The 16,300-nt window shown below is 32.0% G+C and carries 13 protein-coding genes; 3 read left to right on the top strand and 10 right to left on the bottom strand.

Annotated features, from left to right (window positions below; genetic code table 11):
- Positions 1 to 6: 6 nt before the first annotated feature.
- On the bottom strand, positions 7 to 495 hold the full coding sequence (locus Q0K54_RS09380) for an NUDIX domain-containing protein (protein WP_294580515.1): 489 nt from the start codon (positions 493 to 495) through the stop codon (positions 7 to 9).
- Between the two features lie 134 nt (positions 496 to 629).
- Here Q0K54_RS09380 and Q0K54_RS09375 point away from each other — a divergent pair, with 134 nt between their 5' ends.
- Positions 630 to 926: a hypothetical protein gene (locus Q0K54_RS09375; protein WP_294580513.1), complete on the top strand. Its 297-nt coding sequence runs from the start codon at positions 630 to 632 to the stop codon at positions 924 to 926.
- An 18-nt stretch (positions 927 to 944) separates the two neighbouring features.
- On the opposite strand, the gene Q0K54_RS09370 is transcribed toward Q0K54_RS09375, so the two are convergent.
- The 3 genes from Q0K54_RS09370 to serC form a co-directional block, all read right to left on the bottom strand.
- Positions 945 to 2,369, bottom strand: coding sequence for a polysaccharide deacetylase (locus tag Q0K54_RS09370; protein ID WP_294580511.1), 1,425 nt, complete (start codon positions 2,367 to 2,369; stop codon positions 945 to 947).
- A gap of 94 nt (positions 2,370 to 2,463) precedes the next feature.
- Entirely contained in the window at positions 2,464 to 3,627 is a 1,164-nt protein-coding gene (locus Q0K54_RS09365; protein ID WP_294580509.1) for a phosphoglycerate dehydrogenase, read from the bottom strand.
- A 13-nt stretch (positions 3,628 to 3,640) separates the two neighbouring features.
- Entirely contained in the window at positions 3,641 to 4,726 is a 1,086-nt protein-coding gene (serC, locus tag Q0K54_RS09360; RefSeq protein ID WP_294580508.1) for a 3-phosphoserine/phosphohydroxythreonine transaminase, read from the bottom strand.
- 226 nt (positions 4,727 to 4,952) lie between these two features.
- On the opposite strand from serC, the gene Q0K54_RS09355 reads away from it, so the two are divergent.
- Entirely contained in the window at positions 4,953 to 6,620 is a 1,668-nt protein-coding gene (locus Q0K54_RS09355) for a VanW family protein (protein ID WP_294580507.1), read from the top strand.
- 325 nt (positions 6,621 to 6,945) lie between these two features.
- On the opposite strand, the gene Q0K54_RS09350 is transcribed toward Q0K54_RS09355, so the two are convergent.
- From Q0K54_RS09350 to Q0K54_RS09340, 3 genes are all read right to left on the bottom strand, one after another.
- A complete protein-coding gene (locus tag Q0K54_RS09350; RefSeq protein ID WP_294580506.1) occupies positions 6,946 to 7,734 on the bottom strand; it encodes a PHP domain-containing protein in 789 nt (262 codons plus the stop codon).
- 260 nt (positions 7,735 to 7,994) lie between these two features.
- Positions 7,995 to 8,768: an HAD-IIB family hydrolase gene (locus Q0K54_RS09345; protein ID WP_294580505.1), complete on the bottom strand. Its 774-nt coding sequence runs from the start codon at positions 8,766 to 8,768 to the stop codon at positions 7,995 to 7,997.
- Positions 8,768 to 10,633, bottom strand: a complete 1,866-nt coding sequence (locus Q0K54_RS09340; protein ID WP_294580504.1) for a fructose-specific PTS transporter subunit EIIC — start codon at positions 10,631 to 10,633, stop codon at positions 8,768 to 8,770. Before Q0K54_RS09340 ends, Q0K54_RS09345 begins: the two co-directional genes overlap by 1 nt.
- A 344-nt stretch (positions 10,634 to 10,977) precedes the next feature.
- Between Q0K54_RS09340 and Q0K54_RS09335 the strand changes: the two genes are divergently transcribed.
- Entirely contained in the window at positions 10,978 to 11,919 is a 942-nt protein-coding gene (locus Q0K54_RS09335; RefSeq protein ID WP_294580503.1) for a magnesium transporter CorA family protein, read from the top strand.
- A gap of 100 nt (positions 11,920 to 12,019) precedes the next feature.
- Here the strand turns inward: Q0K54_RS09335 and Q0K54_RS09330 are convergent, their stop codons facing one another.
- The 3 genes from Q0K54_RS09330 to Q0K54_RS09320 all read right to left on the bottom strand — a co-directional run bounded on the left by Q0K54_RS09330 (position 12,020) and on the right by Q0K54_RS09320 (position 16,298).
- Positions 12,020 to 12,559 (bottom strand): pyridoxamine 5'-phosphate oxidase family protein, encoded by a 540-nt coding sequence (locus Q0K54_RS09330; RefSeq protein ID WP_294580502.1) that lies wholly within the window; start codon positions 12,557 to 12,559, stop codon positions 12,020 to 12,022.
- A 155-nt stretch (positions 12,560 to 12,714) separates the two neighbouring features.
- Positions 12,715 to 14,574, bottom strand: a complete 1,860-nt coding sequence (locus Q0K54_RS09325; protein ID WP_294580501.1) for an ABC transporter ATP-binding protein — start codon at positions 14,572 to 14,574, stop codon at positions 12,715 to 12,717.
- Entirely contained in the window at positions 14,574 to 16,298 is a 1,725-nt protein-coding gene (locus Q0K54_RS09320) for an ABC transporter ATP-binding protein (protein ID WP_294580496.1), read from the bottom strand. Before Q0K54_RS09320 ends, Q0K54_RS09325 begins: the two co-directional genes overlap by 1 nt.
- Between the last annotated feature and the right edge of the window lie 2 nt (positions 16,299 to 16,300).

Here is a 16,300-nt window from a genome sequence, read left to right as displayed (position 1 = left end):
ATTTCGCTATTTTAAATTAAATTTTTCTATTGCTTCCAATAAAAAAGCCTTAGCCAATGATTCTGGCTTGATTGCTCTAATTGCTTCATCAATCGTAAACCAGCATGCCTGATCTACTTCGCTAGTCAAATGATATTCTTCACTGCTAACGATAGCTACATAATTATGAATTAAAGTCTCAGTTGGTTTAAAATAAGAATTATCATTATATAAATAATCTGTTACTTTTAAACCAATTTCTTCATTGATTTCTCGTTTCAATGTTTCTTTAGCATTTTCACCTTTATTAATATATCCAGCAATTAAAATATTATCATGACGACCATATTGTTGGATCAACAAAATTTTATTACGTTTTGGATTTAAAACAATTGCCGAAATGGCACTATTAAAGCGCGGAAACCGAAATTCATGACAATTAGGGCAATACGGTACCAAACCATCAATACCACATTCTTTATTAACTAATTCATGTCCACATTTTTCACAATACATCATTAACCCTCCACAACTCCCATTATCTTATCATAGTTTAATAAAATTGAAAATCTTTAGTTATAATTTGCGACTTTTACCCTAAATACTTTTATTAATTTACATATTTATATAAGTAAAGGGGGTGATAACTTATGTCAATGCCAGTTATCAAATGCACACCAGTTGATGAAAGCTGTGCTTTAACTGCGGTCATTCAATCGATTGCTTTAGAAGAAGCAGCACTTGCGCATATCTTAAATGCTGAAGGTGAAAAGATTCAAAAAGCTGTAGCTTGTGGTAATTCTATTTCAGAATTGATCAGTATCAATGAAACAGTTGTTGCTACTTTACAAGCTATTGCTGCTATTGAAGAAGCTTTAAAAGATAAAGCCGAAATCGCTATCGATCAACTAAATGAAATTCGCTGTCATCATTGTCACAAAAATTAAAAGGAACTTTAGTTCCTTTTAATTGTTAATATTTTGATGTGGTGCAAATGAACTGTCACTTATTCCTTCAAAACGATATCCTTGAGCTAAATAATGTTCAATGATTGCTGGTAAAGCTTGAACAGTTGTTGATTTAGCTGCAGTATCGTGAAATAAAATATTTAAATTATTAGCCTTGCCACTAGTAGCACTGGCAATAATTTTACTTACTGGAACATTATTACCTGAAGCATCACTACTATCAACATTCCAATCATAATATTGATATCCTTGAGCTATTAATTCTTTGGATAAAGTACTCATAATACCCGGACAATACTTTTTAGAAATTGTATTGCTGGAACCACCAGGAAACCGGACATATTTAGGCGCCTTGCCAGTTATATTAGCCACCATATCCGATACTTGTTTTAAGTCATTAAAATAAGCCGATAGTGAAGAGTATACCGTTTTATAATCGTGACTATATGTATGCAAAGCAATCGTATGACCTTGATCATATGCTGTTTTAATTAAATAATTGTAACTTTGATTATTTCCTGTCACAAAGAAAGTTGCTTTAATATGATACTGATTTAAAATATCCAAGATCTTTTGGGTATTAGCCGAAGGACCATCATCAAAAGTTAGATAAACGATCTTTTCATTACTTTGAACATTGGACGATAGATTAACTTTAGCAACTACTTTAACTTCCCGCTTGACAGTAGCACGATTACCAGAGCGATCAGTGGCTACATAAGTAACATAATAAGTTCCCGGTTTATTTAAATCAACCTGACTGGAATCAACCGTTAAAACTGGTGCTGGATCACGATTATCACTAACGGTTACCCCTTGATTAAAATCAACACTATCACCAGCTATAACAACTAGCGTTTCCAGCTTACTGATGACCGGTTCTTGATCATCTTTAACAATCACTACTTGTCCCTTTTTTTCAGTAACATTATTTCCTTCATCACTAACCACAATTACTACATCAACTGTTCCTTCATGACTAAAATCATAGTCTTCTTTAAATTTAATGGTCGTTTTGGTAGCATCATTTAAATTAGCTACCATATTTGCAGGGTCGACTGACATGCCTAGATCAAGATCCAAATTAACTACATCAAATTCCGGTTTTATCGTATCTACAACATTAACCGTTATTGAATATTCTTGTTTATCTAGTCGATAAATTAACTGGTAACTGCCTAGTTGCTGATAATTAACCTGGCTATCATCAATTTTAACATCAGCAATACTGCCCCGTAAAACTTCCTTAATATTATCTACAGCATTAAATTCTTCATTAATTTCTACATCTACTTCATTTTCTTTTAAAATTAGCGGCTCACGCCACATAAAATAAATAGCAATCAATAATATTACTAAACCAGTCACTAAAACAAAAATTGCTATTTTTCCCTTAAGCGTCAACTTCTTTAATTTTTTCATATCCATTCCCTCATTTACTTTGTATAAGTTAATTTACCACAATTTGTGACAAAATAAAAGCCATTATCAAATTAATGATAATGACTTAACTAATCTAATCAGCAATCACTCGAACACTAATTACTCCTTTAGCTGATTTAATGCGATCAACGATATCCTGACGAACTTCATCATTAGTATCAATTAAAGTATAGGCAAAGACACCACGCGAACGATTGACCATATTTTCAATATTTAAATTGTGATCAGCAAACAAGTTAGAAATACGAGCTAAGATATTAGGCACATTTTTATTAATAACACAAATTCGTGTTTTAGATTCACGAGCCTGTTTAACGCCAGGGAAGTTAACTGAATTAATAATATTACCATTTTCTAAGTATTCACGAACTTCAGAAACTGCCATTTTAGCACAGTTATCTTCAGATTCTGGAGTACTAGCTCCTAAATGTGGGAAAATAATAATATTTTCTTTACCTAGTAATTCTGGTGCTGCAAAATCACTAATATATTTACCAACTTTACCACTAGCGATAGCTGCTAGTAAATCTTCATTATTAACTAAATCGCCACGCGCAAAGTTTAATATCCGCACCCCATCTTTCATCAATGCAAAAGCTTCTTTATTTAAAGAACCTCGAGTTTCTTTGGTACTAGGAACATGAATTGTGATATAATCACATTCTTTATAAATTTCTTCTAATGAAGCGGCTTGTTTAGCATGTTTAGATAAAGCCCAGGCAGCATCAACGCGAATATAAGGGTCATATCCTTTAACTTTCATATTCAATTTAATTGCCGCATTAGCAACACTAACTCCGATAGAACCTAGACCAATAACCCCTAAAGTCTTTCCTTCAATTTCTGGTCCAATAAAGTTATTTTTTCCTTTTTCAGCGATATTAGCTACATCAGGTTCATCCTTTAAACCATTGATCCATTCATGACTTTCAATTACTTTTCGTGATGCTAGAAATAAACTGCAAATAACTAATTCTTTAACGGCATTAGCATTAGCCCCTGGCGTATTAAAAACAACAATTCCATTTTCAGTACATTTATCAATAGGAATATTATTGACCCCAGCTCCAGCTCTAGCAATAGCTTTTAAATTTGGATTAAAATCATAATCATGCAATGAAGCTGATCTTACTAAAATAGCATCTTCATTTTCTATATCTTCACCATAGGCATAGTTTTCATCAAACTCATCTAAACCTACTGGTGAAATCTTATTGATCAATTTAACATTATACATAAGCATTACACCCCTATTTATTTGCTGCTTCAAAATCTTTCATGAAAGCAACTAATTTTTCTACCCCTTCTAATGGCATCGCATTATAGATAGAAGCACGAATACCACCAACAGAACGATGTCCTTTTAAGTTTGTCATCCCGGCTTCAATACTTTCCTTAACAAACTTGGCATCTAAATCTTTACTTGGGGTAGTAAAAGTAACATTCATTAATGAACGATTATCTTTATCACTATGAGCCTGGTAAAAATCACTGCTATCAAGATAATCATATAATACTTGCGCTTTTTGGATATTTCTTTGTTCCATTACTTCAAGACCACCCATGTTATCGATCCATTCAAGCACTAAACCTAAAACATAAATTGCATAAGCTGGTGGCGTATTATACATTGAATCATTATCGATCATCAAAGTATAATCTAATAACACTGGGGTATTTTTAGCTACTGGCTGTAAAATATCTTTTTTAATAATAGCTACACCAAGACCAGCAATCCCCATATTCTTTTGTGCTCCGGCATAGATCATTCCATATTTAGAAACATCAATTGGCTTTGATAAAATATTTGATGACATATCAGCCACAATTGGTACCCCATTAGTTTCAGGAATATATTTCCATTCAGTACCATAAATCGTATTATTTGCACATAGATGAACATAAGATGCATCAGGATCTAATTTTAATTCATCTTGTGTAGGAATATGTTTATAATCGTTATCTTTTCCATCATAAACAATATTAATTTTCCCATATTTTTTTGCTTCCTGAGCCGCTTTTTTACTAAATGACCCAGTAATAATATAATCAGCTTTACCGTTTTTTAATAAGTTTAATGGCACCATTGAAAACTGTTGTGTCGCTCCCCCTTGAATAAACACAATTTCATAACCATCGGGAATATTCATTACTTTTTTTAATAAGTCCTTTGTCTTATTGAAAATATCTAAGTAGGAAGAGGATCTATGACTCATCTCCATTACACTCATTCCAGTGTTTTCATAATTCAACATTTGTTTAGCCGCTTTTTCTAAAACTGGCTCAGGTAACATTGATGGACCTGCAGAAAAATTAAATACTCTTTTTTCAGTCATATTAACACCTTTCCTTTCTTGTGTATGACCTTAATTATATTTTATCAAGTATCATTTGTAAAGCAAAAAAGCAAAAATTGTATACAATTACACAATTTTTATCATGATTTTAATAGTTCTTAATATTTCTTATTTTATATAAAAGTAATCAAAAAAATTTGAACTTTCATATTATCTAGTATATCATAATGATGAAATAATATGAGGAGAGGATTGGCGATAATGAATGAACATATTTATTTCAAAATTTAATGCATTCAAAACTAAAATTAATCTAAAAAAATGTTCCATAGTTTTTGGAAGTATTATTGGATGTTTAATTATTATTTATTTAGGATTATGTTTCTTTACTAAGGGAAATGCTTTTATTACCGGTACAACGATCAATGGTATTAAAGTAAGTGATTTAACAGTTGATGAGGCAATTAGCGCCCTTGAAAAACAATATCAAGAAGATATTCAGGATTCTAATGTCATTTTGACAATTGAAGATCAGGAGTTTACGGTTAACTTACAGGATAATTTAACTTTTGACATTAGTGATCAGGTCAATAAAATTGCCAATTTATCAAATAATTTTCTAACTCGAGGTTATAATTTTCTCTTTAATCGTCATTATAACGTTGGAGCCACAATCAATGATGATGAATTATTGGCAACTCAAATAACAGCCAGTGGTATTTTAAATTATAATACTTTAGTAAAAACCAGCTATGAAATTCAAGATAATCAAATTGTTTTTACAAAAGGTACTTCCGGTAAAACCGCTGAAACGGATTCTGTTGCCGCGACGATCAAACAGGCTTTAAAAGATTATGATTTTAAAAATAAAATCAGTTATGAGCCAGTTGATCATGAATTAAAAAATGAAGACGAAATGAATTCATTGCATAAAGAATTAGCTAATGGAGCCAAAAATGCTACTTTAGATAAAAACAATAATTACGCTATCGTTGATAGCCAGGTTGGGGCATCATTTGATCTAGAAGAAGCAACCAAAAAATATAACCAAACGGCTGAAGGTAAAAAATTTACTGTAGCTGCTACTATTATTGAACCTGAAATCACTAAAGAAATGTTAGAACAAAATCTTTTTAAAGATGTTTTAGGAACTTATACTACTAATGTTAGTGGAACATCAGTTAGAAAAAACAATGTTCGCTTATCTGGTGAAAAGTGCAACGATGTTATTTTACTGCCAGGTGAAGAGTTTTCTTATAATGAAACGGTTGGTAAACGGACTAAAGAAAATGGTTTTGGCGAAGCAGCTGCTTATTTAAATGGTGAAACAGTTCAAGAAGTTGGTGGTGGCGTTTGTCAAACTTCGTCAACTCTATATAATGCTGTTTTATTATCAAATCTAGAAATCACCGAACGTTCTAATCATACTTATGTTTCTGGTTATGTCCCAATTGGTCGTGATGCGACAGTTTCTTGGGGTGGTCCCGATTTTAAATTTAAAAACAACAAAAATTATCCAATCAAAATTGTTATGTCATACTCTAATAATAAACAAACAGCTCAAATCTATGGTACTAAAGAAGATAATACTTATGTTGAAATTACTAGTAAACAATTATCATCTATACCATTTACCACTAAATATGAAAATGATCCAAGTCTACCAGAAGGACAAGAAGTTGTAGTTCAAAAAGGAACTAACGGAGCCAAAGCCCAATCATGGCGAAATATCTATGATAAAAATGGTAATTTAATTTCTTCTACTAAAGAAGCTTATAGTGTTTATAAAGGTCACGAAGAAATAATTTCTAAAGGAACGATGAAAGTTCCGGAAACTCCAGCAACGCCTGAACAAACTCCAACAGCTCCTGCAAGTGATCCTAGTACACCAACAGATGGAACTACTGATAATACCCCAGCACCTTCCCAATAAAATATAGCGGTATTACTATTTCAAGTAATACCGTTTTTTGTTGCAATTTGAATTACTTTCCCACTTTTAATAACCACAATAACTCATTTTCCCCTTTTTCACCACTTCCAGCCACTATTACCCTTTTCTAACCCCTTATTTTCGCTAATTTCCTTTTCATTCCCTCTTTTTACCATTTATTGACCCTAATGCTACTCAATATCCCACCTCTTATAAATTTTCTGATACCAAAATTACAATTTTACCCATTTCACTCCACTTTTAACCACTAATTAAAAAATGGATAAATAAAACCAAGTTGTTTAAAGACAACTTGGCTATTTTTCTATTTCATAGTTTTTTCATAAATATCTTTAATATTCATACCAACATGACTAGGTTGATGAGCATCGCTGGCGGTAATCATCTTAACCCCATGCTGTTTAAAAATACTTAATAATTCATCACTTAATCCCATATCCTGATGATGATAGCGATAATAACATCCAGTATTATTTTCCGCTAACATATGATGTTCCACTAACAAATCGGCTAATTGATGATATGTTGGTGTTAGATCATAATCAGGATAATAATTAAACATCTTAATCGTATCTGGATGGGCTAATTGAGTAAATAAATCTGATTTGATCAATTTAAAAATCAGATCATAATAATCACGGTAAATATCATTAACATCATATTTATCCCATAATATTTCTTTAGAAAAATTCATATCATATAATTTACCATTTATTGAATGAATCGCTCCAACTACAAAGTCATAATGGTGCTGACTTAAAACCTTACGAATATAGTCTTCATATTGAGGAACATAACAAACTTCCAATCCAAACGTAACTTTGATTGGCAAATCTAATTGTTTGACTTCATCAATTAAACGCTGATAGTCTGATAGACTATCTTTAAATTTCATTTTTTTATTTTCTAACCAGACTTTTTGTTGTGGAATTTCTTTTAATTGAGTATAAATTGGTTCAAATTCTTTAAAACGATGTGTGTGATCCAAAATTTGAATTTTATCAATGCCTTTAGCAACAGCCGCATCGACAAACTCTAAAACATATTCTTTACTTAAATCACCATACTCTAAATGCATATGTCCATCAATCATCTTTGTGACCCCCTCTTTTTTTTGATTATATGCTTATCTAAAAAAAATGTACAGTAATATTATTAATAAAAAATAAGGAGCCAGGGGAGACTCCTTATTATGATGGATGTATTTTTTGGGAGAGGGAATCATCCATCATTGGGTTGTAAAACATATATGAGGGGATTAATATATTTTACATATTATTATGGTTTGTCTTTCGACACTATTATCCTATCATTGGTGTATGAATTTAATGTGAACTATTGAAAAAAATTACATTATTTTATCCAACCATGTACACGACAGGCGTTATAAATACCATCATTAGTATTTCGATCAGTAATATAATCAGCTACTTTTTTTAACTCATCGCAGGCATTACCCATAGCGATACGATAAAAACGTTCATCAAACATATCCAAATCATTATAATCATCCCCAAAAACCACTACATCATCAATATTACCATCTATCATTTCCATCAAATCTAAGATTCCTTTTCTTTTATCATCAGGCTGAAACATCAAATATTCTGATTCAAAACGTAAATGCCCTAAAGTATCTTTTGTTGTTAATTCAGCTTCTTTATCTTCAGGAATTGAAATATAAATTTTATAAATTTCTTTTAAATCTCGATAATCAAGATTAGTATCAATCGTATATCTAGTTGGTTCTTTACGATATCCGGCCTGTTTTAAAAATAAAGTATTTTTACTATAAACATCAATACTATCAAAAGGAGCTACTAAAATTCCATAACCCAATATTTCAGCTTCGTTAATTATCTTTAAAGCTTTACTACGATCTAATGGCGCATTTTTAATTAATTGATGATTTAAAACAATTCCATTACCACCATTACATACCATATTAGATAAACCAGCTTCCTCCATAAAGTCTTTTGACTTATAATATGCCCGACCGGTAGCAATAGCTACAAAATTACCATTAGCCTGTAATTTATCTAAAGCCTTTTTGGCACTAGGAACAATTTGATGAGTTTGATTATCCGTCAAAGTTCCATCGATATCAAAGAAAATATATTTTTTCATTAATTTACACTCTCTCTTTCTTTAAAAATCCCATAAAGCATGCCACCACATAAGCTTCCAGCTAATAAAGCGACGACATATCTTATCGGATGAATAACTAGTGGTAAAACAAAGATACCACCATGGGGCAAACTGATACCACAGTTATAAATCATAGAAAAACCACCAGCCATGGCTGAAGCAATCATACATACTCCAGTTACCAAACGTCGGTTTTCTTTTACAAAAGGCAAAGTTCCTTCAGATACAAACATTAAACCTTGCAAATAATTTTTTCTACCAAGTTTACGTTGGATATTAGTAAATTTATGTTTAAAAAATGTTGTTGCAATTGCAATCACTAATGGTGGAACCATTCCCCCGGCCATAACTGCCGCCATAACATCATAATTACCTTCTAAAATTTGTGAAATACCAAAGATATAAGCGATTTTATTAATTGGTCCACCCATATCAAAAGCCATCATTCCAGCTACAACTATTCCTAAAATAAGACTGCCAACAATACTCAAATTACTAATATAAACAGCAATAATCTGATTAACAAAGCCAATATAAGAACTTAATATATAACTGATAGCCAAAGTTATTAACATACCAAAAATTGGATAAATAACTGTCGTATGCAAACTAGCTAAATCCTCCGGTAGTTTTGTCATTAGTTTAGCCATAATTTTAGCTAAATACCCACCTAAAAGTCCGGCAATTATACCACCTAATAATCCTGGGGCATTGGCATTATTTAAATAAATGCTATTTAAAATCATTCCAATTCCTCCAGCCAGTCCTAAGGCAAATCCAGGTTGTTTAGCAATTGCCTGACCTAAATAACCAGCAAATAAAATAACAATCAAGGTTGCAATTAAATTTCCTGCCAGATAACTAGTCATTAAATAACTATGATCAAAAATACTAGTAATATTAAATAACTGATATTGCTGTAATAAAACTGGTATTGATATTAAAGTACCAGCGCCTACCATAATAGGAATAATTTGATTAATGGCATAAGCAATTTGCATATATATTTGTCGTAATAAAGAATCATGATTCTTTTGTCCTTTTTGGTAAATTGGTGCTTGAGAATTCAAAGCTGCTTCCAGCAATTTTTCTGGCTCTTCAATTCCCATCGCTACTTTAGTTATTACAACTGACTTACCGGCAAAACGGTCCATAGCGACTTGTTTATCAGCCGCTACAATAATTCCTTTGGCGTTTTTAATTTCTTCATCAGTTAACTGGTTTTTTATTCCCGATGCACCATTAGTTTCTACTTTTAAACTAATATTCAACTCTCGAGCTTTATCCTCCAAACTTTTTGCCGCCATATAAGTATGGGCAATTCCAGTAGGACAAGCTGTCACTGCTAAAACGTCGAAATGTTCTTCGTGATTATCTTCATTTTCAGTTTCCTTTTCTTGATGAGCTAAAAGGGTTACAAACTCATTTTTATCACGAGCATTGATCAATCGTTCTTTAAAATCATGATCCATCAGCATCTTAGAAAGCCCAGCTAAGACTTCCAAATGAGCCTGATCACCATTTTCTGGTGCGGCAATCATAAAAAATAAATAAGCAGGTTTTCCATCCAAAGAATTAAAATCCACCCCTTCTTTGACAACCATTGCCGCTAAAGCTGGTTTTATTACAGCGTTACATCGTCCATGCGGTATTGCCACACCTTCACCAACTCCAGTAGATCCTAACTCTTCTCTTTGCCAGATACTTTTTAAATATGTCTCTTTATCAATAATGTTACCACTATTGACCATTAAAGACACTAAATGGTCGATTGCTTCTTCTTTATTAGAAACATTTCCATTTAAATCTATACTATCAAAAGTTAATAAATCAGTAATCTTCATTATTCAACCTCATTTCCAAGTTTATTTATTAATTAAACTAGTTAATAGTATATACTTAGATTGACTATTTCGTCAAATATTTATCAAAACCAGAAAATAATATAATTAATTTTTGATATTTCTTCAAGTATTAATTAAAAAAAGTAGTTAATATTAAAAAAAGAAAATATTTTATCTAAAACTAACAATTTTTATAGAAAAAATTAATTCTTTTGTGTTATAATTACTCACCGAAAGAAGGTGTTATTATGTCTCCCGAGCCCGAGTCGTTTGGAAAGAAATTACAATTAAATAATGATATAAAGCAGGAGACATGGTCTTAGTCTCCTGCCAAGGAGGTTAAGATGTTAGAATTTTACAAAACTTTTGAAAATAACACAGTAAAAATCGATGAACCAGAATATGGATGCTGGATCAGCGCCATCGATCCAACTGAAGAAGAAAAAAATTTCTTAATTGATAAAATGGGAATCGTCCCAGAATTCGTTCGCTCTGCTTTAGACGAAGAAGAAAGTTCTCATATTGACTACGATGAAGACAACAATCAGACTCTAGTAATTGTCGATTACCCAAGTGCCGAAGATAAGACTGATGGTTTTGATACTTTACAGTATACTACATTACCACTAGGTATCGTTATTATGAAAGGTTATGTTGTTACTATCTCTCTTTATGATAATTACAATATTTCGGATATGGCTAATGGTAACGTGCGTGGAGTTGATACTAATTTAAAAACAAGATTTTTACTTCTTTTATTACTTAGAATTTCACAACGTTATTTGATTTATCTACGCCAAATTGATCGTTTATCTTCAAGAACTGAACAGCGTTTGCATAAATCAATGCAAAATAAAGAATTGATCCAAATGTTAGGATTAGAAAAATCATTAGTTTATTTTTCTACTTCATTAAAAACAGATGAAATTACTTTAAACAAAATTATGCGCGGAAAACCAATTAAATTATATGATGAAGATCAGGAATTATTAGACGATGTGATGATTGAAATCCATCAGGCAATTGAGATGTGTAATATCTACTCTAATATTTTATCAGGAACAATGGATGCTTTTGCTTCAGTTATTTCTAATAACTTGAATATTGTTATGAAGGTATTAACCGTTATTACGATTGTCATGGCAATTCCAAATATTATCTTTAGTTTCTATGGTATGAATGTTACTGGTTTACCAGTACCTGTTTGGTGGTTTCCAACGTTACTGGCAGTTATTGCCTGTATTATCGCAACAATCATATTTATCAAAAAAGATATGTTTCATTAAGGTCATTAATGACCTTTTTTTATTTAAAAAAGCTCGATCATTTAAAGAAAGGCTTTCAACAATTCTTCCTTTAAATAACCAAGCTATGATTATTTTAAAACTAGTCTTCCTGCAAATAAACATCGATAAACGGAACATCTTCAACACTACGAAGTGGAAATTCAGATTTTGCAGTGATATTAGTCATCTCACACTCTACGACCCCAATATATATCGGCGGTATCCCTGGTCGGTTTTCTAATGGCTTTATTTCACGGTTATTACACAAATATAATAAATCATAACCTCGTTTAAAGGTTTCATAATCTGCATTACCATCTATTATCTTCATAGTCCCTTTGGCAATAACACTACGATAATCATGATAATGTCCCTTATATTTATGATCAGGAAAGTCATTAAAAGCACTAAATTCCAGACAAACTCGAGGATCTTTCTTTATTAAATCAACTTTTAGCCCCCGTTTACTAAAATGAGTATAAAAAATAAATTTATTATCTTTTACTTCAAAACCAAAATTTAATGGCAATACATAAGGATAACCATCATCACCATTGATTCCTACATTTACAATATTAAACATTTTTAACATTTCTGCAATTAATAGTGGATCAGTTACTTCTCTATCAGCTCGAATCATTTTTTTACCCCCTTTTTATTACTATCTTAAAATAAACATTTACTTATGTCAAAATCCAAAATAGCTCTAAACCATAATAATTGATAAGATAAAATCTAACTAGCAAAAAAGAATAGCTAAAGCCTGGCAATAGCTATTCTATCACTTATAACAAATTATTCTAATTCAAATTGTCCTGTATAAAGCTTATAATAACGCCCTTTTTGAGCAATTAAATCATCATGATTACCACGTTCAATAATTTCACCATGATCTAACACCATAATAGCATCAGCATTTCTAACTGTTGATAAACGATGGGCAATGACAAATGTAGTTCGACCTTCCATCAAAGCGTCCATTCCTTTTTCAATCAATTTTTCAGTTCTAGTATCGATTGAGCTGGTAGCTTCATCTAAGATAAGTACTGGCGGATTGGCAATTGCTGCTCGCGCAATCGCTAATAATTGTCGTTGACCTTGAGATAAATTAGCTCCATCACTGCTTAACATCGTATCATAACCATCTGGTAAACGACGAATAAAACTATGAGCATTAGCTAATTTAGCTGCATCAATAACTTCATCCATCGTTGCATCAAGTTTTCCATAACGAATATTATCGGCAATTGTACCAGTAAATAAATGTGTGTCCTGTAAGACAATTGAAATTGAATGTCTTAAATCGTCTTTTTTAATCAACTTAACATCGATACCATCATAAGTAATACTTCCTTTTTGAATATCATAAAAACGATTAATCAAATTAATAATGGTCGTTTTACCAGCTCCAGTATTACCGACAAAAGCAATTTTTTGACCTGGTTTAGCAAAAAGATTAATTTGTTTTAAGATTGGCTTAGTCTCGCTATAACCAAAAACGACATCATGGAACCGCACATCACCTTGTAATGGAACTAATTCTACTGTTCCATCATTACGTGGATGACGCCAAGCCCATAAACCAGTATGTTCATCACATTCTTGTAAAGTGCCATCAGATAAACGACGAACTCGAGTTAAAGTAACATTTCCTTGATCAATTTCTTCACATTCTTCCATCATCAAGAAAATACGTTCTGCTCCGGCCATAGCAGCTAAAATAAAGTTTAATTGTTGAGTAAATTGATTAACTGGTAAAGCTATTTGTCGTACAAAAATCAAATATGAAGATAAGCTTCCTAGATCCATCATGCCTCCAATAGCCATGAAACCACCAATACTAGCTACTAAAGCATAGTTAAAATATGAAATACTAACAACCGTAGGAATAGTTCGACCTGAATATGTTAAAGCCTCAGTTGCAGCATCTTGTAATGTTTGATTACGCCGATCAAATTCTTCAATATTTTTTTCTTCGTGATTAAATACTTTAACAACTTTGACCCCGTCAACCATTTCTTCAATAAAACCATTTAAATTACCCATGGCATCTTGTTGGCGTTTAAAATAATATTTACTGCGCTTACTTAAATATTGAATTAATACAAACATAATGATCATACAAACTAAAACAATTAATGATAATTGCCAATTTAAAACAAAAATCAATGTCAAAGTTCCAACGATCAAAATAAAACTTTGGATAACATTATCAAAACTATTATTTAAAGCATCTTGAACAGTATCCAAATCATTAGTAAAACAACTCATGATATTACCATGGCTATTGGTATCAAAATACTGTAAGGGCAGCTTTTGCATTTTATTAAATAAATCTTGACGAATTTCTTGAATTATCTTAGCAGCCGTCCGGACCATCACTTGTTTATAAATAGCCGTAGCCGTTGCCCCAATGACGTAGACTACAGCCATCAAGATAGCAAAGCGAACTAATCCAGTAAAATCTTTAGTCAAAATATAATCATTAACAACGGTTCTTATCTGGAAAGTTCCCCAGAGGTTGACCCCAGTACTAATAACGACTAAAATAGCTACGATCAACAAAGCATATTTATGATGACCGATATATTTTTTAAACGAACTCAAAGTTTTATGCATATCCTTGGGTTTTGCATTTGTCAATTGTCTTGCCATTATAAACCAGCTCCTTCCCGTTGTGAATAATAGATATCCTGATAAATTTCATCATGTGCTAACAGCTCATCATGAGTACCGATAGCATGAATCTTTCCATCATCCAAAATAACAATTTGGTCAGCATGCATTACGGAACTGACCCGTTGAGCAATGATTATCTTGGTCGTTTCTTTTAAACTAGCCAAACCACTACGAATCGTTGCTTCAGTAGCAGTATCGACAGCACTAGTGGAATCATCTAAAATTAACACTTTTGGACGTTTCAAAAGAGCTCTAGCGATACATAATCTTTGTTTTTGACCACCAGATACATTGACACCACCTTGACCTAAATCAGTTTCATAACCGTTGGCCAAATTGTCAATAAACTCATCAACACAAGCAATTTTACTTGCCCAGGCAATTTCTTGATCACTGGCATGTTCATTTCCCCATAATAAGTTTTCTTTAACAGTACCACTAAATAATGTATTTTTTTGTAAAACCATCGCAATACAATCACGCAAATGTTCTACACTATATTCTCTGACATCATGTCCATCAATTAAAATTTGACCTTCAGTTACATCATAAAGACGCGGAATCAATTGGACTAATGAAGTTTTAGCTGAACCAGTTCCCCCTAAAATACCAATAGTCGAACCAGCTGGAATACTTAAATTAATATTACTTAATGCATACTCTTTAGCTTCATTTTTATATTTAAAATAAACATCTTTAAATTCTATATCACCTTTTTTAACTTCAGTAATTGGTGTTTCGGGATCTTTGATATCTGGTACTTCATCTAAAACTTCAAAAATACGCTGACAACTAGCAATAGAACGGGTTACCATTAAAAAGACATTTGATATCAACATCAATGAATTTAAAATCTGTAGAACATAACTTAAAAATCCAGTTAATTCTCCGACCTGCATTTGTCCATTGAAAATCATTTGCCCGCCAAAGAATATAATACAGACAATCGTCGTATACATACAATATTGAAATAAAGGAGCATTCCAAACCGAAGTTTTAAAAGCCTGTTCACTATTCCCCTTTAAATCAGCATTGATCTTGGCAAATTTTTCTTCTTCATATCCTTCACGAACATAAGATTTAACCACTCTAATAGCATTTAAATTTTCTTGAACCACGGTATTTAATTTATCAATACTTGATTGCATCAAGCGATACAATGGCCCTACTTTTCTAACAATAATAAATAACCCAATTCCTAATATCGGCGTTACAATAATAAAAATCATTGCAAGTGTAGCATTAATCGAAAAAGTAAAAAACAAAGCCATTAATAACATAATTGGCGATCTGACAATTGGCCGGATCCCATTACTGATAGCATTTTGAATGATCGTAACATCACTAGTTAATCTTGTAATCAAAGATGAAGTTGAGAAATGATCAGTATTTTTAAATGAAAAGTTTTGAACTCTAATAAATTCATCACGTCTTAATCCAGCACCAAATCCTTGAGCCGCAGTTGCTGCAAAACGGGCATAAGCCAACCCAAGGACCAAAGCGATTATAGCACAAATAGCCATCTGGATTCCTTTCCACATTATATAATCAGTATCATTATTAGCCACACCAACATCAATAATATCCGCCATCAAAAAAGGGATTACTAGTTCAAATGCTGTTTCCGCTACTATAGCCAAACAAGCGAGCAAGAATGTTTTTTGATATGGTTTCATATATGAATATAGTCGCTTTATCATGT

The organism is uncultured Thomasclavelia sp. (assembly GCF_944324745.1).
In the GTDB taxonomy this organism is placed as follows: Bacteria; Bacillota_I; Bacilli_A; order Erysipelotrichales; family Coprobacillaceae; genus Thomasclavelia.
This window is presented reverse-complemented; position numbering and strand designations above follow the sequence as displayed.